Source organism: Pseudonocardia sp. HH130630-07, from assembly GCF_001698125.1.
Lineage (GTDB): Bacteria > Actinomycetota > Actinomycetes > Mycobacteriales > Pseudonocardiaceae > Pseudonocardia.
Window position 1 is genome coordinate 367263 of the sequence record NZ_CP013854.1, and the last position, 19435, is coordinate 386697.

Consider the following 19435-nt stretch of genomic DNA (forward strand, 5'->3'; position numbering starts at 1 on the left):
GGGCCGTTCTCTTTTCCGTGGACAGAAGTACGCATTCGATGTACTCATGTACGCGCCGGTCCGGAGGCGCCGGCGGCCACGACCGTCGACCACGAGGAGCGGCATGCGACCGTCCACCACCACGGGACCACGCGGGCCACGCACCGGCCGGCACCGCACCCGGGGGCGGCGGCTCGCCGCGGCCGCCGTCGTCGCGGCCCTGGCGACCGTGCCGGTGGCCTGCACGAACGCCCCCGGCAGCGCACCGCCGCCCGCCGGGCCCGCGGCGACGGCCTGGGGGCCCGAACTGGACGCCGTCGTCGACGCGGCGGGCCCCGGCGCCTACGCGGTGTTCGACGCCGACAACACGCTCTGGGCCAACGACCTGACCGAGGCCCTGCTCGCCCGGCTCGACCAGCGCCGGGTACTGGCCTTCGACCGGCTCGACCCGGTCCTGCAGCCGATCCCGATCGCCGGCGGGGAGAGCCTCTACGGCTACTACCTGCGCATCTGCGACACCCTCGGCGACGACGCCTGCTACTACTGGATCGCGGCCGCGTTCTCCGGGGTGCCGATCGGCACGCTGCGCGACGAGGCCTCGGCCATGATCGCCGACGGGCGGCCGATCACGGTCACCTACGCCGAGGACGGCGCACTGGTCCGCGACGAGGTCCGCCCACCGGTCGTGCTCGCCGAGCAGCGCGCGCTGCTGGACCGGTTGCGCGAGCGCGGTATCGCGGTCCGGGCGGTGACCGCCGCGAACGAGGAGATCGCCCGCGCGGTGCTGACCGATCCGGAGCACGGCCTCGGGTTCGCCCCCGCCGACGTGTACGGGGTGGAGTTCCTCGTGCGCGACCCGCAGACCGGCGCGGTCCGCAACGTGCACGACGCGATCAGCGACGGCAGCTTCGGCACCCCGGCCTACCCCGCCGAGGTCCACGACCGCAGCGTCATCACCCCGCTGCTCGTGGAGAACCCCTGGTACCAGGGCAAGCAGGCGACGATCGAGCGGCACATCTCGGCCTACCGGACACCGGTACTGGTCGCCGGGGACGCGAGCAGCGACTGGGCGATGCTCTTCGGCGTCGACACCTCGACCCCGACCTCGGGCGTCCGGCTCTGGGTGGACAAGGGATCACCCGGCCCGGACGCCCTGCGCGAGGAGCAGCGCACCCGGGCCGAGGAGCAGCGCGACGCAGGCGTGCCGGTCGACGCCGACCGCGGCTGGCTGGTGCGGACCCAGGAGGAGCTGCGGCCGGGGTGACCCGGCTCAGCCCGCCGCGACCGGGCCGCCGATGGCCCGGCGGGCCAGCGCCTCGACCTGCTCCCGGGACGGCGCCGGGTCGGCGAGCGACCCCTGCAGGACCAGGCCGCAGAACAGCGCCGCCAGCATCCGGCCGGTGAGCGGGTCGGTGCGCGAGGCGAAGATGTCGACGAGCGCGTCGTCCCAGTCCGCGCTCGCCGAGCGCAGGTGCGGGTGGTGCAGCGCCGCGACGTAGAGGTCGTACTCCGCGATCGTCGCCCGCCGGCTCGCGTCCAGCTGGCCCGCCACCAGGTCGGCCCACTCCGCGGCGAAGTCGGCGTCCCCGGGCAGGCCGATCACCCAGTCCCTGAGCTGCTCGACGTTGCGCCGCGACGCCTCCTGCAACGCGGCCTCGAGCAGATCCTCCAGCGTCGTGAAGTGATAGGTCGTCGACCCGACCGGGACCTCGGCGACCGCCGCGACGGCCCGGTGGGTCAGCCCCGGCAGGCCCTTGTCCGCGACGACCCGGATCGCCGCGTCGGCGATCCGGGCGCGACGCCCGGGATCGTTCGGCCCGCGCCTGCCCGGCCGCCCGGCCACCGCCATCTCCGCACCCCTTGCCCGTTTCGTGCCGACGTCGCGCGGTTCGCGCCGTTGCGTCACACAGCTCTTACACGGTGGCAGTGACGGGGAGCCCGCCCTGGTCCACCATCCGTGTACCTCTGTACACGAAAAATGTACAAATGTACTAAAACGCCCATATGGCCCGACCGAAGGAGACTCCCACATGAGCAGCCCGGAGCCGGGACCAGCCGCCTCGCCCACGCCGCGCTCGCCGGGAGCCGGCCCCGGCGGTACCCACGGCCCGGACGACTCGCTGGCCGAGTTCGGCTACCAGGCGACGCTCGAACGCAGCATCGGCAGGTTCGCCAGCTTCGCCGCGGGCGTCAGCTACATCTCCATCCTCACCGGGACCTTCCAGCTGTTCTACTTCGGGTTCGGCAGCGGCGGGCCCGCCTACTGGTGGTCCTGGCCCATGGTGTTCGCCGGCCAGCTGATGGTGGCGCTGTGCTTCGCCGAGCTCGCCGGGCGCTACCCGGTCGCCGGCTCGGTCTACAACTGGTCCAAGCAGCTGGCGCCGCAGGGCGTGTCCTGGCTGGCCGGCTGGATGATGTTCACCGCGTCGGTGGTGACGCTGGCCGCGGTCGCGCTGGCCATGCAGGTCACGCTGCCGCAGATCTGGTCCGGCTTCCAGCTCTGGGGCGACGGCACCGGGGACTACGACTTCGGGGTCAGCGCCGTGCTGTGGGGCGCGATCCTCATCCTGGGCACCACGCTGGTGAACGCGTTCGGCGTGAAGCTGATGTCGCGGATCAACTCCACCGGGGTGTTCATCGAGCTGATCGCCGCGATCGTCATCGTCGTCGTGCTGGCGGTGAACACGGTGAACCCGCCGACGGTGCTGTTCGAGACCGCGGGCTACGGGGCGGACGCGCCCGGCGGGTACGCTGGCGCGTTCCTGCTCGCCGCGATCGCCTCGGCCTACGTCATGTACGGCTTCGACACCGCGAGCTCGCTCGGCGAGGAGACGGTGGACCCGCGGCGCACCGCACCCACGGCGATCCTACGGGCCGTCGTCGCCTCGTTCGTGATCGGCGGCCTCATCCTGCTGTTCGGCATCCTCGCCGCCCGGGACCTGTCCGACCCGGCGCTCGGGGAGAGCTCCGGCGGCCTGCAGCTGATCATCCTGCAGGTGCTCGGCGGTCCGCTCGGCATCGTGTTCCTCGGGGCGATCGTCGTCGCCATCCTCGTCTGCTCGCTCGCCGTGCACACCGCGGCGATCCGGCTCATGTTCGCGATGGCCCGGGACAACGCCCTGCCCGGCGGTACCAGCCTGGCCCGCATCCACCCCCGGTTCCGGACGCCGGTGCTGCCCGCCGTGCTGATCGGCGCCGGCTCGGTGCTCATCCTGGTGCTCAACATCGGCACACCGGAGATCTTCACCGCGGTCACCAGCGTCGCGATCATCATGATCTACCTCGCCTACCTGCTGGTGACGGTGCCGATGCTGGTCCAGCGGCTGCGCGGCCGGTGGCCGGGGCCGGCGGCCGCGCACTCCGGGTACTTCTCGCTCGGCCGGCTCGGACTCCCGGTGAACGTGCTCGCCGTGCTCTGGGGCGCGGCGATGGCGGTCAACCTGGCCTGGCCGCGGGCCGACGTCTACGGCGAGGGCGTCCTGCGCTTCGTCGCGTTCCTGTTCATCGGCGCCGTCGCCGCGCTCGGCCTGCTCTGGTACGGCCTGCGGGGCCGGCACCGGATCGGGACGCTGCCCGAGCACGCCGCCCGGCTCGACCCGGCGGCCGGGCAGGGCTGACCCGTCCCCGGCCGGCTGGCAGGCTGACCGGGTGACGAACTGGACCAGTGACGAGTGCGCCGCCCACTGGGGCGTGCAGGTGGGGACCTGGAACTCCTACGTCAGCCGCGGCCAGGCGCCCGCACCGCAGGACGGGCCGGCCGGGGACGGACGCCGGGTGTGGGACGCCGACGCCGTGCGCGCGTGGCCCCGCCCGGGCGTCGGGCGCCGGCGGACCTCCGGCGACGCGGAGGACCTCCTGGACCGCATGCGCGCGACCGGCGAGGAGCTGGAGGAGCTGCGCCGGCGCCAGCGCGAGCTGCTGCGGGCCGGGCGCGGCGCCGGCTGCGAGATCAGCGCGATGGCCTCGGCGCTGGGGATCTCCCGGCAGACCGCGTACGCCTGGTTGAAGGACTGACCCGGCTGGTCGAGACTGCGTGCGGCACACCGCCACGACAGGGGACGACAGGGGGACGCACCATGGTCTCGGCACAGCCACAGCCCCAGGCGGACCCGCAGGTGCGGGCCGCGGTCCGGACCGCGACGGTGCGGCTGCTCCCGCTGCTCGGCCTGGCGTACCTGCTCAACTACATCGACCGGGTCAACGTCGGCTTCGCCGCCCTGCGGATGAACGCCGACCTCGGGCTCTCCGCCGCCGCGTACGGTCTCGGGGCCGGATTGTTCTTCGTCGGGTACTTCTTCTTCGAGGTGCCCTCGAACGTCATCCTGCACCGGGTCGGCGCCCGGCTCTGGATCGCCCGGATCATGGTCACCTGGGGCATCGTCGCCTCGGCGACGGCGTTCATCCAGGGCGAGGTCGGGTTCTACGTCGTCCGGGTGCTGCTGGGCATCGCCGAGGCCGGCTTCTTCCCGGGCATCATCCTGTACCTGACCTACTGGTTCCCCCGGGTCGACCGGGCCCGGATCGTGGCGTTGTTCTTCCTGGCCGTCCCGCTGTCCTCGGTCGTCGGCGGCCCGCTGTCCACCTGGCTGATCGAGGTGGGCGGCGCGGTGCCCGGGTTCGACGCCGGGTGGCGCTTCATGTTCTTCGTCGAGGGCATCCCGGCGGTGCTGCTCGGCATCGCCGTGCTGTGGCTGCTGCCGGACCGGCCGTCCGCCGCCCGCTGGCTGCGTCCGGAGCGGGCCACCGCGCTGGAGGCGACGCTCGCCGCCGAGGACGCCGCCCAGGCCGGTCACGACCGCGGCATCGGTGCCGCGCTGCGCGACGTGCGGGTGATCGCGCTGGCAGCCGTCTACTTCGGCATCGTCTTCGGGCTCTACGTGCTCGCCTTCTTCCTGCCGCAGATCGTCGCCGGCTTCCAGGAGCAGTTCGGCACGGAGTACTCGCTGATCGAGGTCGGGCTGATCACCGCCGTGCCGTACGCGATCGCGTCGGTGGCGATGGTGCTGTGGGCCCGGCACTCCGACCGCACCGGGGAGCGGGCACTGCACGTCGCGGTACCGGCCGTCGTCGGGGCGGTCGCGATCGCCGCCGCGCTGGCGATGCCGTCGCCGCTGCTGGTGATGGCCTGCGTGACGGTGTGCGCGGTCGGGGTGTTCACCGCGATCCCGCCGTTCTGGTCACTGCCCAACGCGTTCCTGACCGGGTTCGGCGCGGCCGCGGGGATCGGCCTGGTGAACTCGTTCGGGAACCTGTCCGGCTTCGTCGGGCCGTTCGTGACCGGCTGGCTGACCGACCTCACCGGCGACTCGCAGGCCGGGATGTGGGTGGTGGCGGCGATGATGCTGATGTCGGCGCTGATCGTCCTGGGCTTCCGGCGCTCGGCCCGGGACCGGGCCGCGGACCGTCGCTGACCTCGCCCCGGCGCCGTCAGTACCCCATGGCCCCCGCGTAGCCGGATATCCCGACGGCGATCGCCGTCGTCGTGACGACCAGCGTGGCCAGCGCGAACGGCCAGGAGATCCGGCGCGCGACGATGCGCAGCACGGTCATCGCCAGACCGGCGATCCCCGCGGCGACGGCCACCGCCAGGGATCCCGCCACGGCCACCCGCAACCGGACGGAGCTGCAGTCCGGCGGCGGGCAGTAGTCGAGGAAGGCCAGCACGGCGCCGACCACGCCGACGACGACGAGCGCACCGGTCACGAGCAGCGCCGTGACCGAGAGGCCGACGTCCCAGCCGATCATCGGCGGGCAGGCGGAACCGGTACGCGGGGAACCGGTCGGCACCATACGGGCACGGTACCCGTAGCGCCCGGAGTGGGACAGATCGGACACCGCCGTGACAGGGCGCTCACCTGCCGGGCAGCGGGTCGGCCCGTGCGCCGTCCTGGCAGCCCGGGCACCAGTACAGCCGGCGGGCGCGGAACTCCTGCTGGGCGATCGGCGTGCCGCAGACCAGGCAGGGCTGCCCGGTGCGCCGGTAGGCGTAGACGACGCTGGCACACACCGAGCCCCGGTCCGGAGGTTCCAGCAGGGCCGGGTCGTGGTCCGGGTACAGGGTCTCGATCCGCCCGCGCCGCTCGCCGGCCCGCAACAGCTCGGTCAGGTCGTCCCACAGCACGCCGAAGGACGTGTCGTCCAGGTCGCGGGCCGGGAGCATCGGGTCGAGACCGGTGCGGAACAGGGTCTCCGCCCGGAAGACGTTCCCCAGCCCGGCGATCACCGACTGGTCCATGAGCACCGCGGCGAGCGGCGCCCGGGAGCGGGCGAAGCGCTCCCGCACCCGGCCGGGATCGGCGTCGCCGCGCAACGGGTCCTCGCCCAGGCGGGCGCGCACCGCCGTGACCTGCCCGTCGTCGAGCAGCTCGCAGGCCGCCGGGCCGCGCAGGTCGGCGTAGTGGGTGGCGCCGGCGATCCGCATCCGGACCTGACCGCGGGGCGGCTCCGCGGGCGTCCGCCGGTTCGCGAACCGGCCCCACAGGCCCAGGTGGACGTGCACCACCGTGTCCGGCCCGTAGTGCTGGAACAGGTGCTTGCCGTGCGCCTCGACCCGTTCCAGCACCCGTCCGTCGACGACCGCGGCCCCGGTCCCGAACCGGCCCTGCGGACTCGACACGGCGACCGGACGGCCCGCGTACCGGCGCTGCTGCAGCCGGGCGAGCCGGTGCACGGTGTGTCCCTCGGGCATGACCGTCAGCCTCCCCCGGGCCGGCCGGTCGCGCCCGCCGGGACGGCGTCCGGGCTCAGGCGGCGGCGTGCGCCGGTGCGCTCCGGCGGGCGGCGAGGAGGTGGTCGACCGAGAACCGGCCCGGGCCCACCGCGGCGAGCGCGAGCGCACCGGCCGCGATCACGCCGACGAGCTCCCAGCCGCCGGCGTCGACGAACACCGTGACCCCGAAGTGCACGAACAGGAACGCACCCGCCATCGCGACGACCACGGCCAGGCCCGCGACGGCCGTCGCGGCACCGGCGATCAGCAGCAGTCCCCCGGCCAGCTCGACGGTCATCACGAACAGGGCGGAGACCGTCGGCAGCGGGATGCCCATGGCGGCGAAGCCACCGGACACACCACCGACGCCCGAACCCAGCTTCTGCAGGCCGTGCGCGATCAGGACGACGCCGACGACGAGCCGGGCGAGCAGCAGCGCGACGTCGGAGTACGGGGCGGGGAGCGGACGCATGACGGTGACCTCGCAATGATTGAGCGTTCACGTTTCGCCCGCGACCCTAACGGTGTGCCCCGTTCGGCGGCAGCACCCGCGGCCGGATGCGCACGAGGTCACACCGGATCCCGGCGTGCGGGGCGGCGCCGCCCGGGGTGGACTGGACGGCGTGCCGCCTGCCTACTCCACGCTGTCCCACCTCGAGTGCTCCCGGACCGGTGACCGGTACGACGCCGACACCGTGCAGGGCACCTCGCCGGACGGGGCGCCGCTGCTCGCCCGCTACGACCTGGACCGGGCCCGCTCGCTCGTGACCCCGGCCGACATCGCCGCCCGGCCGCCGGACCTGTGGCGTTACCACGAGGTGCTGCCGGTCCGGGACCCCGCGCACGTCGTGACCATGGGCGAGGGCATGACGCCGCTGCTGCCGCTGCCCCGGGCCGGGGCCCGGCTCGGCCTGCCCGGGCTGCTGATGAAGGACGAGGGGCTCGTCCCGACCGGCGCGTTCAAGGCCCGCGGCGCGGCGGTCAGGGTGTCCCGGGCGGCGGAGCTGGGCGTGCGGGGCGTCGCGATGCCGACCAACGGCAACGCCGGTGCCGCCTGGGCCTGCTACGCCGCGCGGGCCGGGCTCGGTGCGCTGATCGCCATGCCGGTCGACGCCCCGGAGATCACCCGCCGGGAGTGCGTGGTCAGCGGCGCCGAGCTGTACCTCGTCGACGGGCTGATCGGCGACGCCGGACGGCTGGTGGCCGACGCCGTCGGACGGCGGGACGGGTACCAGGACACCTCGACCCTGCGGGAGCCGTACCGGATCGAGGGCAAGAAGACGATGGGCTACGAGATCGCCGAGCAGCTCGGCTGGCGGTCCCCGGACGTCGTCCTCTACCCCACCGGCGGCGGGGTCGGGATCATCGCGATCCACAAGGCGCTGCGTGAGATGGCCGAGCTCGGCTGGATCGAGGGCCCGATGCCCCGGCTGGTGGCCGTGCAGGCGCAGGGCTGCGCGCCGATCGTGGACGCGTTCGACGCCGGTCTGCGCAGCTCCGTCGCACCGGCCGACCCGCGGACGGTCGCGTTCGGGATCACCGTCCCGAAGGCGCTGGGCGACTTCCTCGTGCTCGACGCCGTGTACGACACCGGGGGCACCGCGGTCGCCGTGTCCGACGACGAGCTGCTCGCCGCCGAGCACGCGCTCGCCAGGGACGAGGGCACCTGGATCTGCCCGGAGGGCGCCGCCTGCGTCGCCGCGGCCGGACGGTTGCGCGAGTCCGGCTGGCTCGACGGGTCCGAGGAGGTCGTCGTGCTCAACACCGGCAGCGGGCTGCTCTACCCGGACACGGTGCCGGTCGACCCGGCGGTGCTCCCGGCCGACGGCCGTATCCCCTGACCCGGGCCCGCCCACGGCGGTGCCCGGACCCATGGGGCACCCTGTCACGCGTGCCACGCCTGCGACCGTCGTCCCCGGAGCCCCCCGCCGCACTCTCCCGGTACTGGCGGTCCTACGTGGCCGACTGCACCGAGCAGGTCGAGCGGTTCCACCGGATCACCTCGGTGATCACCGCCATGCAGGTCCGGACCTGGCTGACCGAGATCGGCAAGCGGCTCGACACGGAGCTGGAGGCGGTGCAGCGGCTGGCGTCGGTCGGCGACTCGATCGAACCGGCGCGGTTCCGGATCACCGAGCCGCCGGCCCGGCGGATCGCGAACCGGCTGGACAAGGCGAAGGCCTCGCTCAAGCACTCGGTGGACCAGGCGGCCGAGATCGCCGAACAGGCCGTCCTCGACCCGACGCACGACGACGTCCGGGTCCACCTCAAGGTGCTCAACGAGCAGGTCGGCCGGCTCGCTATCGCGGCGCCGGTCGAGGGCGAGCAGGACGCGGAGCCGCGCCGGCGACTCTGGCGCCGCGCCTGATCGGCGGCCCGCGGACACGCGGGCCCCGGTCGCCTCGAAACCGTCGGGCCCAGCGGGCAGGATGGGCCGCATGACGACCACCGAGCCGAAGCACTCCGGCCTCGACCTCAGCTGGGTCGATCCCGGCGTCCGCCCCCAGGACGACCTGTTCGCCCACGTCAACGGCCGGTGGCTGGCGACCCACGTGATCCCCGAGGACCGCGCGCAGGACGGGGCGTTCCGGGTGCTGCGCGACCGCGCCGAGGAGCAGGTGCACGCGATCGTCACCGAGTGCGCGTCCGCGGAGCAGGCACCGGGCACCGAGGCCGGCAAGGTCGGGGACCTCTACACCTCGTTCATGGACGTCGAGAAGGTCGAGGAGCTCGGCGTGGCCCCGCTGCGGCCACTGCTCGACGAGGTCTACGCCGCGACCGACCGGGCCGCGCTGGCCGGTGTGCTGGGCCGCCGGCAGCGGGAGGGCCGCGCCGCCCTGTTCGGTGAGTTCATCGCGACCGACGCCCGCGACTCCACCCGCTACCTGGTCAACCTCAACCAGGCCGGCCTCGGCCTGCCGGACGAGGCGTACTACCGCGAGGAGGGTTCGGCCGCGATCCGCACCGCCTACGTCGAGCACCTGCAGCGGCTCGCCCAGCTGGTCGGGCTCGCCGAGCCGGAGCGGGTCGCGGAGCAGGTCATGGACCTGGAGACCGCGCTGGCCGCGGAGTCCTGGGACAACGTCACCAACCGGGACGCGGAGAAGACCTACACGCTCCTGACCCGCGCGCAGCTGCGTGAGTCGGCCCCCGGCTTCGACTGGCCGGAGTGGGAGACCGCGCTGGGCGTCCCGGCGCACTCCTACGACGAGGTGATCGTCCGGCAGCCGAGCTTCGTCACCGCCACTGCGGCGCTGTGGGCGCAGCGCCCGGTGGAGCAGTGGCAGGCGTGGCTGGCCATGCACGTGGCGAGCGCGGCGTCGGAGTACCTGTCCGCGGCGCTGGTCGAGGAGGACTTCGACTTCTACGGCCGCACCCTGTCCGGCACCCCCGCGCTGCGCGAGCGCTGGAAGCGGGGCGTGTCGCTGGTCGAGGGCGCGCTCGGCGAGGCCGTCGGGAAGCTCTACGTCGAGCGGCACTTCCCGCCCCGGGCCAAGGAGCGGATGGAGGAGCTCGTCGCCAACCTGGTCGAGGCCTACCGGCAGTCGATCTCCGGGCTGGACTGGATGAGCCCGGCGACCCGCGAGCGCGCCCTGGACAAGCTCGGGCGCTTCACCCCGAAGATCGGCTACCCGGCCCGCTGGAAGGACTACGCCGACCTCACGATCGAGGCGGGCGACCTGCTGGGCAACGTCAGCCGCGCGGCCCAGTGGCGGCACGACTTCGAGTACGCCAAGATCGGCGGCCCGGTCGACCGCGACGAGTGGCTGATGACCCCGCAGACGGTGAACGCCTACTACCACCCGCGGATGAACGAGATCGTGTTCCCGGCGGCGATCCTGCAGCCGCCGTTCTTCGACGCCGACGCCGACGACGCGGCCAACTACGGCGGCATCGGCGCGGTGATCGGCCACGAGATCGGCCACGGTTTCGACGACCAGGGCTCCCGCTACGACGGCGACGGCAACCTCACCGACTGGTGGGAGGCCGCCGACCGGGCCGAGTTCGAGTCCCGCGCGGCGATGCTGGTCGAGCAGTACTCGAACCTCTCCCCCGCCGGGCTGCCCGAGCACAAGGTCAACGGCGCGCTCACCGTCGGCGAGAACATCGGCGACCTCGGCGGCCTGACGATCGCGCTCAAGGCGTACGCGATCGCCAACGACGGGGCCGAGCCCCCGGTCCTCGACGGCCTGACCGGCGAGCAGCGGGTGCTCTTCGGCTGGGCCCAGGTGTGGCGGGCGGTCACCCGGGACGCGGAGGCGATCCGCCGGCTGGCGATCGACCCGCACTCCCCGCCGGACCTGCGCTGCAACGCGGTCGTGACGAACCTCGACACCTTCCACGAGGCGTTCGGGGTCGCCGAGACCGACGCGCTGTTCACCGAGCCGGGCAAGCGGGTCCGGATCTGGTGACGGCACCCCGGCGCCGGGTTCGACGCCCGGCGCCGGGGTACCCGGGCGCCATGACCGAGAAGTTCGCGAAGGGCACCTGGGTGGCGTGGAACTGGGGCAACGGCACCCCCACCGGCAAGGTGGTGGAGTCGGCGACCGACCGCATCGAGCGGACGATCAACGGCTCGGCGCAGTCCCGCAACGGCACCGACGACAACCCCGCCTACGTGCTGGAGCAGGAGGACGGTCAGACCGTGCTCAAGCTCCACTCCGAGCTGAAGAAGGCGTGAGCCGCCGGCGGCGGCGCCGGACGAGCAGGTAGACCACGACGAGCAGCCCCAGGAACGGCACACCCGCCTTCCAGGCCGTCGAGAACTGCTCGGTGAACGGCGTCGTCGCCAGTACCGCGGCGACGAACAGCATCGCCGCGACGGTCGTGTAGGGCGCCCCCGGCAGCCGGACCGGGGAGCGCTCCCCCGGGTGCGCCCTGCGGAACGCCAGGTGACTCGCGAAGATCAGCAGCCAGGTGGTCAGCGCCCCGAACAGCGCCAGCCCGACGAGCAGCGGGAACGCGGTGTCCTCGGCGAACACCGACACCAGCGACGCGAGTGCGAGACCGGCGGCGGACAGCGCCAGTGCCCGCTGCGGTGCGCCCCGCCGGTTGGTGCGCGCCAGTGCCCGGGGGGCGTAACCGTCCACCGCGAGCGAGTAGGTCATCCGGGCGGTGACGTAGAGGTTGGTGTTCATCGCCGACAGCGCGGCGGTGAGCACGACGACGTTCATGACCGCGGCCGCGGCCGGCACCCCGGCCTGGGCGAACAGCCGCACGAACGGTGACTCGGAGACGCTGTCCCCGGTGGAGACGGTGTTCCACGGCACCAGCGTGACGACGACGAGCATCGCTCCGATGTAGAACACCGCCAGCCGCAGCACCGTCCGCCGGGCCGCCCGCGGGATGTCCCGGCCCGGGTCGCGCGACTCCGCGGCGGTCACCGCGACCGCCTCGGTCCCGAGGAACGAGAACGTCACGACGGTCAGCGCCAGCCAGATCGCCCCGAGCCCGTTCGGTGCGAACCCGCCGTGGCCGGTGAGCGCACCGAGACCGGCGGGTTCCTGCCCGGGCAGCCCGAACACGATCGCGGTGAGGCCGACGGCGATGAAGGCGACGACGGTCACCACCTTGATCATCGCGAACCAGTACTCGGTCTCGCCGAAGAACCGCACCGCGCCGGCGTTGATCGCCAGCATGATCACCGAGAACCCGACCACGGGGATCCACAGCGGCAGCTCCGGGTACCAGAACCGCAGGTAGAGCCCGGCGGCGACGACCTCACTGCCGACGTTGACGACCTGTGCCGCCCAGTAGATCCAACGCTGCACGAACCCCGGCCCGTCGCCGAGGTAGCGCTGGGCGACCGGCCCGAACCCACCCGCCTCGGGATGACGCACCACCATCTCGGCCAGCGCGTACGCCAGCGCGAGGGCGACGACCGCGGCCACCGCGTAGGCGACGATGACCGCGGGCCCGGCGATCGAGATGGCGAGCCCGGAACCGAGGAACAACCCGGTCCCGATCGCCCCGCCGACGGCGATCATGCCGATCTGCCGGCCGTCCAGGTCCCGGCGCAGTCCCGGACCGGTGTCGTCCGAGCCGTCCGCGCTGCCTGCGCCGTCTGCGCCGTCTGCGCCGTCCATCCTGCTCCTCGTGCTCGCCCCTCACGCGGCCCCGGTCGGGGGCCGGCGCGCGCGTCGACGCGCATCCCGGACGGTGTGCCGGGGTGCAACGGTCGGGGATCGTCGCACGGCGCCGCCGGGGCCGGACCGGCGGTCGTCCGGTCAGCTCGGACCGGGGTCGCCACCGGATCGCCGACCGCTCGTCACACGACGCGGCGGCGGACCGGGCGATCCCGAGGAGTCCCCGGTGCAGTCCTGCCGCCGGCCCGGGGCGGCACCTCAGGCCAGGACCGGACCCTCCGGCGGCGGGTCGGCGAGCGCCCGCCGGTACCAGACGACGTCCCGCCACCGGCCCAGCTTCCAGCCGACCCCGGGGAAGACCCCGACCTCGGTGAACCCCAGCGACCGGTGCAGCCCGACGCTGGCGTCGTTCGGCAGCGTCAGCACCGCGACCGCCACGACCATCCCGCGCTCGGCCAGCCGGTCCAGCAGGTCGGTGTAGAGCGCCCGGCCGGCGCCGCGGCCACGGGCGTCGGGGTGCAGGTAGACGCTGACCTCGCAGGTCCACCGGTAGGCCTCCCGCGGCTTGAACGGGGCTCCGTAGGCGTAACCCAGCACCGTGCCGTCCGGATCGGTCCCGACCCGCCAGGCGTGGTGCCGCCGCGCCGTGGCGATCCGGCCGGCCATCTGCGCCGCGTCCGGCGGCTCGGACTCGAAGCTGACCGCGGTACCGGTCACGAACGGCGCGTAGATCGCGGCGCAGGCCCCGGCGTCGGCGGACGTTGCGTCCCGTATGTGCACCTCCGCATCGAATCACGGTGCCACGGGGCCGTCCGGAGGAGCAGGATCGAGCCGTGACGACGACAGCTCCCCCCGCCGCCCGGACCGGCCTGCTGTCGGTGGTGCTGGGACTGCTGTTCGGCCTCGCCGGGACGTCGACGTCCGGGGTCACGGTCGCGTTGCCCAGCCTCGCCGGCGACCTGGACGTGTCGACGGCGACGGCGACCTGGATGGTCAGCGGCTACGCGGTCGCCCTCGCGGTCGCGACGCCGGTGTACGGGCGGCTGGCCGACGCCGTCGGCGTCCGTGTGCCGCTGTGCTCCGGGATCGCGCTGCTCGTGCTCGGCGCGCTCGGCGCGGCCCTCGCACCGAACTTCGGCCTGCTGATGGCGGCCCGGGTGGTGCAGGGTGTCGGCGCCGCGGCGATCCCGGTGCTGGCGGCCGCGCTGCTCAGCGCCCGGACACCGGAGGACGGCCGCGGGGCGGTGCTGGGCCGGCTCGCCGGTACCTCCGCGGTGCTCTCCACCCTCGGGCCGCTGATCGGCGGGGCGCTGACGACGGCGGGCGGCTGGCGGGCCGCCGTCGCGCTGCCGGTCGTCGGGGTGCTGACGCTGCCGTACCTGTGGCGCCGGTCGGTCGTCGCGGGGGACGGCGCGCGGCCCGATCCGCTCGGCGCGCTCATCGTCGCGACCGCGGTCTCCGGGCTGGTCCTGCTGATCCAGTCACCGAGCGCGGGGACCGCGGCCGCCGTGACGGGTGCGGTGCTGCTGGCACTCGGCATCCCCGCGACGGCGGCCTGGGTGCGGCGCAGGCCGGACGGCTTCCTGCCCCGCGCCGTGGTCGCGAACCCGACCGTCGTCCGGTCCTCGCTGTGCGCCGCGGCGATCCCGGCCAGCTGGTTCGCGCTGCTGCTGGGGATCCCGCTGGAGCTGAGCGAGCGCGGCTGGACGCCGCTGACCACCGGCCTGGTGCTGGTGCCCGCGGCCGTCGTCGCGCTCGCCTGCCCGCCGCTGTCCGCGCTGCTGCAGCGCCGGATCGGCCCGGCCCGGACCCTGGTCGTCGCCTGCGCCGCGACGATCGCCGGGCTGCTCACCGCGGTCGTCGGGGTCGCCGCGCACCAGCCGTGGGTCCTCGCGCTCGCACCGGTGCTGGTCACCCTGGCGTTCGGGACCGGGCAGCCGGCGATGATCGCGGCCGTCGGCGGGGCGGTGCCCGCGCACCGGCGCAGCGGCGCGATCGGCGTCGCCACGCTGTGCTTCCTGACCGGCGCCGGGATCGGCGCCGCACTCATCGGCGGGTTCGCGCCGGTGCTCGGGCTGACCGCGGCGCTGGCGCTGCTGCTCGTCCTGCCGCTGCTGGGGCTGGCCGGGCTGCTCCGCGCGGCCCGCAGGAGCTGAGCCGGGCCGTCACCGCCGCGCGACCGGCGCACCGCGGTAGGTGAGCCGGCGCAGCAGCACCTCGGCCGGCCCCGGCGCCCCGCGCCGCTCCAGCAGCACCGCGAACACCAGCGTCACCAGCCACACCCCGACGGCGTAGAGCGCCATCCCCGCGCTGCCCAGCGACGCCCCGAGACCGAGCCCCCACGCGGCCAGCACCGGCGCGCACAGCACCGACTGGCCCACGTAGCAGCTCAGCGAACGCTTCCCGACCGCGGTGACGGCCGACGACACCGGGCCGGGCGCCCGCCCGGCGAGCCGGTGCCCGATCAGGCCGAACACCGCGACGTACCCGATCCCGCAGGCCACGCCGGTGGCCATCTGGAGCCCGCTGAACATCCACAGCACGCCGTCGAGGCCGCCGACGACCCCGGTGTGGGCCAGCGCGTGCGGCAGGCCGGCACCCCAGCCCACGGCGATCCCGGCGACGGCGGTGACCCGCAGCAGCCGCAGGTGGTCCTGCGGCCGCTCGAGCACCCGGCGCCGCGCCGACCACATGCCGAGCAGGACCGCGGCCGGGACGGCCAGGCCGAGCACGCCCTGCGCCGGCGTCAGCACCGCCCACAGCGCCAGCCGGTCCCCGACCGCCGCGATGACCGACGTCTCCGAGGCGCTCGCGGTCATCGACGCGGGCATGCCGGCGCCGGCGGGCGGGACCTGGCCGAACTGCAGCGCCGCCCAGCCACCGACCATCGACAGGGCGGCGACCAGCGTCAGCACGCCGGTCGCGACACCCGCCCACACGAGCAGGGTGCGGTCGGCACGCCGGACGAACAGCCACACCAGCAGCAGGCCGCACAGGCCGTAGGCACCGAGCACGTCGCCGCCCCAGAGCAGGGCCGCGTGCACGAACCCGAACACGAGCATCCAGAGGTTGCGGCGCTGCAGCAGCCGCGACGCCGCCCGCTCCGGGACCCCGCGCTCGCGCTGGCGCCGGTGGATGACGGCCATCCCGTAGCCGAACAGGAACGCGAACATCGGGTAGACCCGCATGTCGACGCCGGTGATGATCACCGCCTGCACGACCCGGTCGAGGACCGATCCGTCGACGGGGTGGAAGCCGGCCGCCGAGTGGGCCCGCCCGTAGAGGTAGAACGGCGTGTTCGCGAGCGCGATCAGCAGCAGCATCGCCCCGCGGGCCAGGTCCGGTGCCGGTGCCCGGCCGGACGCTCCCAGCGGTCCCGCCGGTTCCGCACGTGTACTGCCGACCGTCATCGTCGCCCCCCGTGAACCTCGCCCCACCCGGGGTCCAGCACACCGGGACCGGACCGGAGGAGTCAACACGAAAAGGACGAAAGGCGCGTGCCGATGGTCTACGGCGCGGCCGACGCCGGGCGGGTCAGCGCCAGCCGAGCTTCTCCGTGCAGGCGGGCCACGCCGTCCAGCCCTGCTCCTCCTGCACGGAACGGGCGACGGCGATCTGCTCGGACTTCGACGCGTCCTCCGGGCTCCCGGCGTACTGCGTGCCGCCGAACTCCTGCCAGGTCGACGGCGTGAACTGCAGGCCACCCTTGAACCCGTTGCCGGTGTCGGCCTGCCAGTCGCCGGTGCTCTCGCAGTGCGCGAGCCGGTCCCAGGTGGCGGTGCGTGCGGTCGACGGTGCGCCGGTCGATCCGGACGCGACCGACTCCTCCGACGTCCCGGCCGACTCCGAGGTGCCTGCCGACTCCGACGATCCGGACCCCGACGATCCGGACGACTCCGACGACTCCGCCGCCAGCCCCGTCCCGGCCAGGCCGAGGGGCGCCACGGCCACCGCCGCGGCGGCCCCGATCCGGCCGATCGCCCGTCCGGTGCCGGTGGGCCTGCGGTGCCGTCCTGCCATGCCTGCCTCCTTCGCTGGGGAACGTTCCTGCGCCCGCCGGCCCGGGATCCCCCGGCCCGTGGCGGGCGGCGGCCACGGTAGGCACGGCTCCGGAGCACTCGCCCGGGCCGATCACGCTCGTCGTGCGACACCACGACGAGCGGCCGGTCCTCCGCGGTCGGCGACGACCGGAATCACCCGTCCGTGGCGGCGGGCGTCAGGACGCGTCCCCGGCGGCGGCCGGCCGTCCTCCCCGCGCGCACGGCGCTCCCCGCGGTGACCGGACGGACCGGGGCGGGCGGCACTCCCCGAGGTGGCCGGGCAGACCGGCGTTCCCTCAGGTGGCCGGGCAGACCGGCCCGGGAACCGGTGACCTGCGGCCGAGCACCGTCGCGACGAGGGCCAGCACGACGACCAGCCCGCCGTAGACCAGCGCCGTCGGACGCAGCCCCACCATCGTCGCCGCCGTGCCCGCGACGAGCGCCGGCACGCTGAACGACAGGTAGGCGAGCGTGTAGGTCGCCGCGAACAGCTCGCCCCGCTCGTGCGGCGCGGCCAGCGTCGCCAGGGTCCCGAACGTCGCGAACGCCGCGGCACCGAAGCCGGTCCCGGCCACCAGCGTGCCGACCGCCGCGACCGCGAGGACCCCGGACGCCGCACCGGCCAGCGTCACCAGGATCCCGGTGCCCAGCAGGGCCGCGGCGGGTGCCAGCACCCGGCCGGGGGTGCGCCCGCGCAGCAGGAACGCGGTGAGCGCCCCGGTCAGGCACAACGCCGCCACGACCAGCCCGCCGACCAGGTGGTCGCCGACGCCGAAGAGCTGGACGACGACCGACGGGCCGAGGGACAGGTACAGCCCCGCGACCGCCCAGCTCGCCACCAGGATCGGCACGAGCCCGGCGAACCCGGCCCTGGCCCGCGGCGGGATCCCCACCCGGGGCCGCAACGACCGCCACACCCCGGCGCGGCGGTCCACCGTCTCCGGGACCAGCGCGACGAGCAGCAGCACGACCAGCAGGCCGGCCGCCAGCAGCGCCCACACGAGCCGGGTCGGCGCCGGGCCGAACTCCACCAGCGCACCGGCCGCCAGCGAACCGAGCCCCAGCCCGGCCAGCGGGGCCGTGCCGTTGACCAGCCCGGCACGGGCCGGGCGCGGAGCGAGGTCCACCAGCGTCGCGGGCAGCGTCGCGGTGGCCACCCCGGTGGCGACCCCCTGCACGACGCGGGCCGCGATCAGCCACCCGACACCGTCCGCGACCAGGAACAACGCCACCGAGACGAGCTCCAGCGCGATCGCGGCGAGGAGCACCGGCCGTCGTCCGAGATGGTCGGAGAGCGCTCCGGCGACGAGCAGCGCCGCGATCAGCGCGAGCACGTACACCGCGAAGACCACGGTGAGGGTGAACTCGGTGAAGGCGAACCGGTCCTGGTAGACGACGTAGAGCGGGGACGGCGCGGAGGACGCGGCGAGGAACCAGACGAACGTCGCCGCGACGACGGCGAACGCGGCGGACGGGGACAGCCGCAGGCGGCTCGGCGGGACGGTACTCACGGGGCTCCTCTGCACGACTCTTTCGTCGAGCAATGGCAACGACCTCGCCGGTACCCCGCATTCCCCCTGCCGGAGGACCCCGCCCGGTGGCAGTCTCTCCGGCATGCTGCGTGCCACCTCCTCGCGGGTCGGGCTGTTCCGGGAGCGCTACGAGGTGCGTCTCGACGGCCGGGCGGTGACCGGCTGGACGGCGCGCACCTGGCAGCCGCACCGGGACCTGGTGATCGACGGGCACCCGTACGCGCTGCGCTCGGAGGGCATCGCGCGCTTCGCGCTGGAGGGCGACGTCCGGGCGCACATCCTGCGGACCGTCGACCACCCGGACGGGCCGCTGTCGCGGCCGCACTGGAACGTCGAGATCGGCGACCTGACCTACCGGCTGTCGGGTTCGGGTCTCGGGCGCCGGTTCGCGCTGCTGACCACCGCGGACGCGGTCAACGAGGCCGGCCGGGTGTGGCGGTCCGGGACCCTGCGGCCGTCGTACGCCGCGCAGCTCCCGGACGCGCTCGACCTACCGGTCCAGGTGTTCGTCCTGTGGTCGGCCATGGCGATCTGGCGGGCGAGCGTCGCGGCCGCCGCGACGGCGGCCCGCACCTGAGCGGTGCCGGCACGGTCGCCCCGGTGCGCTACCGGGCGGCGTGGGTGACGAGGACCGGGGTCGGCGACTCCAGGATGATCCGCTGCGCGGTGCTGCCGGTCAGCAGCTTGCCGACCGGGCTGCGCCGCTTCACCCCGACGACCAGCAGCTCCGTGTCCTGCGCCGCGGCGAGGTCGAGGATCGCCTCGGCGGGGTCGCCGCCGTCGTCGACCACGTGCACCTCGGTGACCGGGTCGCCGTCGGCGTGCAGGGCCGCGAGCCGGACCTCGATCTCGGCGCGCAGCGTGCTGCCGTCGTGCGGGGTGGCGTCCGGGTCGAACCGCTCCTGGCGCTCGGTCGCCAGCGCGACCAGCGGGACCCCGCGGAGCCGGGACTCGCGGACCGCCAGGTCGAGCGCTGCAGCACCCTCGGGCGTCGGGCCGTAGGCCACACAGATCGTCATGTCGCTCCCCATCAAGCGTGTGCGGACGGCGCCGACCCTAACCACAGAATGGGGACGGAAAGAGAAAAGT

20 protein-coding genes are annotated in these 19435 nt (G+C 74.5%); 10 read left to right on the plus strand and 10 right to left on the minus strand.

What is annotated here, in order from left to right; genetic code table 11:
* Positions 1–103: 103 nt before the first annotated feature.
* Positions 104–1243, plus strand: a complete 1140-nt coding sequence (locus tag AFB00_RS01785; protein WP_068795755.1) for a haloacid dehalogenase-like hydrolase — start codon at positions 104–106, stop codon at positions 1241–1243.
* 6 nt (positions 1244–1249) lie between these two features.
* Here the strand turns inward: AFB00_RS01785 and AFB00_RS01790 are convergent, their stop codons facing one another.
* A complete protein-coding gene (locus tag AFB00_RS01790; RefSeq protein WP_068795756.1) occupies positions 1250–1828 on the minus strand; it encodes a TetR/AcrR family transcriptional regulator in 579 nt (192 codons plus the stop codon).
* 181 nt (positions 1829–2009) lie between these two features.
* On the opposite strand from AFB00_RS01790, the gene AFB00_RS01795 reads away from it, so the two are divergent.
* The 3 genes from AFB00_RS01795 to AFB00_RS01805 all read left to right on the plus strand — a co-directional run bounded on the left by AFB00_RS01795 (position 2010) and on the right by AFB00_RS01805 (position 5390).
* Entirely contained in the window at positions 2010–3596 is a 1587-nt protein-coding gene (locus tag AFB00_RS01795) for an APC family permease (protein ID WP_083275182.1), read from the plus strand.
* 31 nt (positions 3597–3627) lie between these two features.
* Positions 3628–3993, plus strand: coding sequence for a hypothetical protein (locus AFB00_RS01800; RefSeq protein ID WP_068795757.1), 366 nt, complete (start codon positions 3628–3630; stop codon positions 3991–3993).
* Between the two features lie 62 nt (positions 3994–4055).
* A complete protein-coding gene (locus AFB00_RS01805; protein ID WP_068795758.1) occupies positions 4056–5390 on the plus strand; it encodes an MFS transporter in 1335 nt (444 codons plus the stop codon).
* Between the two features lie 16 nt (positions 5391–5406).
* Here the strand turns inward: AFB00_RS01805 and AFB00_RS01810 are convergent, their stop codons facing one another.
* The 3 genes from AFB00_RS01810 to AFB00_RS01820 form a co-directional block, all read right to left on the minus strand.
* A complete protein-coding gene (locus AFB00_RS01810; RefSeq protein ID WP_197519718.1) occupies positions 5407–5769 on the minus strand; it encodes a hypothetical protein in 363 nt (120 codons plus the stop codon).
* Between the two features lie 61 nt (positions 5770–5830).
* Positions 5831–6667: an Fpg/Nei family DNA glycosylase gene (locus tag AFB00_RS01815; protein WP_068795759.1), complete on the minus strand. Its 837-nt coding sequence runs from the start codon at positions 6665–6667 to the stop codon at positions 5831–5833.
* Between the two features lie 55 nt (positions 6668–6722).
* Entirely contained in the window at positions 6723–7160 is a 438-nt protein-coding gene (locus tag AFB00_RS01820) for a DoxX family protein (RefSeq protein ID WP_068795760.1), read from the minus strand.
* Between the two features lie 115 nt (positions 7161–7275).
* Between AFB00_RS01820 and AFB00_RS01825 the strand changes: the two genes are divergently transcribed.
* The 4 genes from AFB00_RS01825 to AFB00_RS01840 all read left to right on the plus strand — a co-directional run bounded on the left by AFB00_RS01825 (position 7276) and on the right by AFB00_RS01840 (position 11369).
* The gene (locus AFB00_RS01825) at positions 7276–8529 is read left to right on the plus strand and encodes a threonine synthase (protein ID WP_197519719.1); all 1254 of its coding nucleotides are present in this window, start codon (positions 7276–7278) and stop codon (positions 8527–8529) included.
* Between the two features lie 50 nt (positions 8530–8579).
* Positions 8580–9056 (plus strand): hypothetical protein, encoded by a 477-nt coding sequence (locus AFB00_RS01830; RefSeq protein WP_068795761.1) that lies wholly within the window; start codon positions 8580–8582, stop codon positions 9054–9056.
* A 70-nt stretch (positions 9057–9126) separates the two neighbouring features.
* A complete protein-coding gene (locus AFB00_RS01835) occupies positions 9127–11100 on the plus strand; it encodes a M13 family metallopeptidase (protein WP_083275184.1) in 1974 nt (657 codons plus the stop codon).
* A 50-nt stretch (positions 11101–11150) separates the two neighbouring features.
* The gene (locus AFB00_RS01840; RefSeq protein WP_068795763.1) at positions 11151–11369 is read left to right on the plus strand and encodes a DUF2945 domain-containing protein; all 219 of its coding nucleotides are present in this window, start codon (positions 11151–11153) and stop codon (positions 11367–11369) included.
* Here the strand turns inward: AFB00_RS01840 and AFB00_RS01845 are convergent.
* Both AFB00_RS01845 and AFB00_RS01850 read right to left on the minus strand, forming a co-directional pair.
* Complete coding sequence (locus AFB00_RS01845) at positions 11338–12774, minus strand: amino acid permease (RefSeq protein WP_231974164.1); 1437 nt, start codon at positions 12772–12774, stop codon at positions 11338–11340. The genes AFB00_RS01840 and AFB00_RS01845 overlap by 32 nt on opposite strands.
* Positions 12775–13032: 258 nt before the next feature.
* Entirely contained in the window at positions 13033–13554 is a 522-nt protein-coding gene (locus AFB00_RS01850) for a GNAT family N-acetyltransferase (protein ID WP_068795764.1), read from the minus strand.
* A gap of 53 nt (positions 13555–13607) precedes the next feature.
* On the opposite strand from AFB00_RS01850, the gene AFB00_RS01855 reads away from it, so the two are divergent.
* Positions 13608–14930, plus strand: coding sequence for an MFS transporter (locus AFB00_RS01855; RefSeq protein WP_068795765.1), 1323 nt, complete (start codon positions 13608–13610; stop codon positions 14928–14930).
* Between the two features lie 9 nt (positions 14931–14939).
* Here the strand turns inward: AFB00_RS01855 and AFB00_RS01860 are convergent, their stop codons facing one another.
* From AFB00_RS01860 to AFB00_RS01870, 3 genes are all read right to left on the minus strand, one after another.
* Entirely contained in the window at positions 14940–16184 is a 1245-nt protein-coding gene (locus AFB00_RS01860; protein WP_068795766.1) for a DUF418 domain-containing protein, read from the minus strand.
* A 124-nt stretch (positions 16185–16308) separates the two neighbouring features.
* The gene (locus AFB00_RS35640; RefSeq protein WP_068795767.1) at positions 16309–16794 is read right to left on the minus strand and encodes a transglycosylase family protein; all 486 of its coding nucleotides are present in this window, start codon (positions 16792–16794) and stop codon (positions 16309–16311) included.
* Positions 16795–17110: 316 nt separating this feature from the next.
* Positions 17111–18325 (minus strand): MFS transporter, encoded by a 1215-nt coding sequence (locus tag AFB00_RS01870; RefSeq protein WP_068795768.1) that lies wholly within the window; start codon positions 18323–18325, stop codon positions 17111–17113.
* Between the two features lie 103 nt (positions 18326–18428).
* Here AFB00_RS01870 and AFB00_RS01875 point away from each other — a divergent pair, with 103 nt between their 5' ends.
* Positions 18429–18923, plus strand: coding sequence for a hypothetical protein (locus tag AFB00_RS01875; RefSeq protein WP_068795769.1), 495 nt, complete (start codon positions 18429–18431; stop codon positions 18921–18923).
* A gap of 28 nt (positions 18924–18951) precedes the next feature.
* Here AFB00_RS01875 and AFB00_RS01880 read toward each other — a convergent pair whose 3' ends face one another.
* Positions 18952–19365, minus strand: coding sequence for a universal stress protein (locus AFB00_RS01880; protein ID WP_068799920.1), 414 nt, complete (start codon positions 19363–19365; stop codon positions 18952–18954).
* Between the last annotated feature and the right edge of the window lie 70 nt (positions 19366–19435).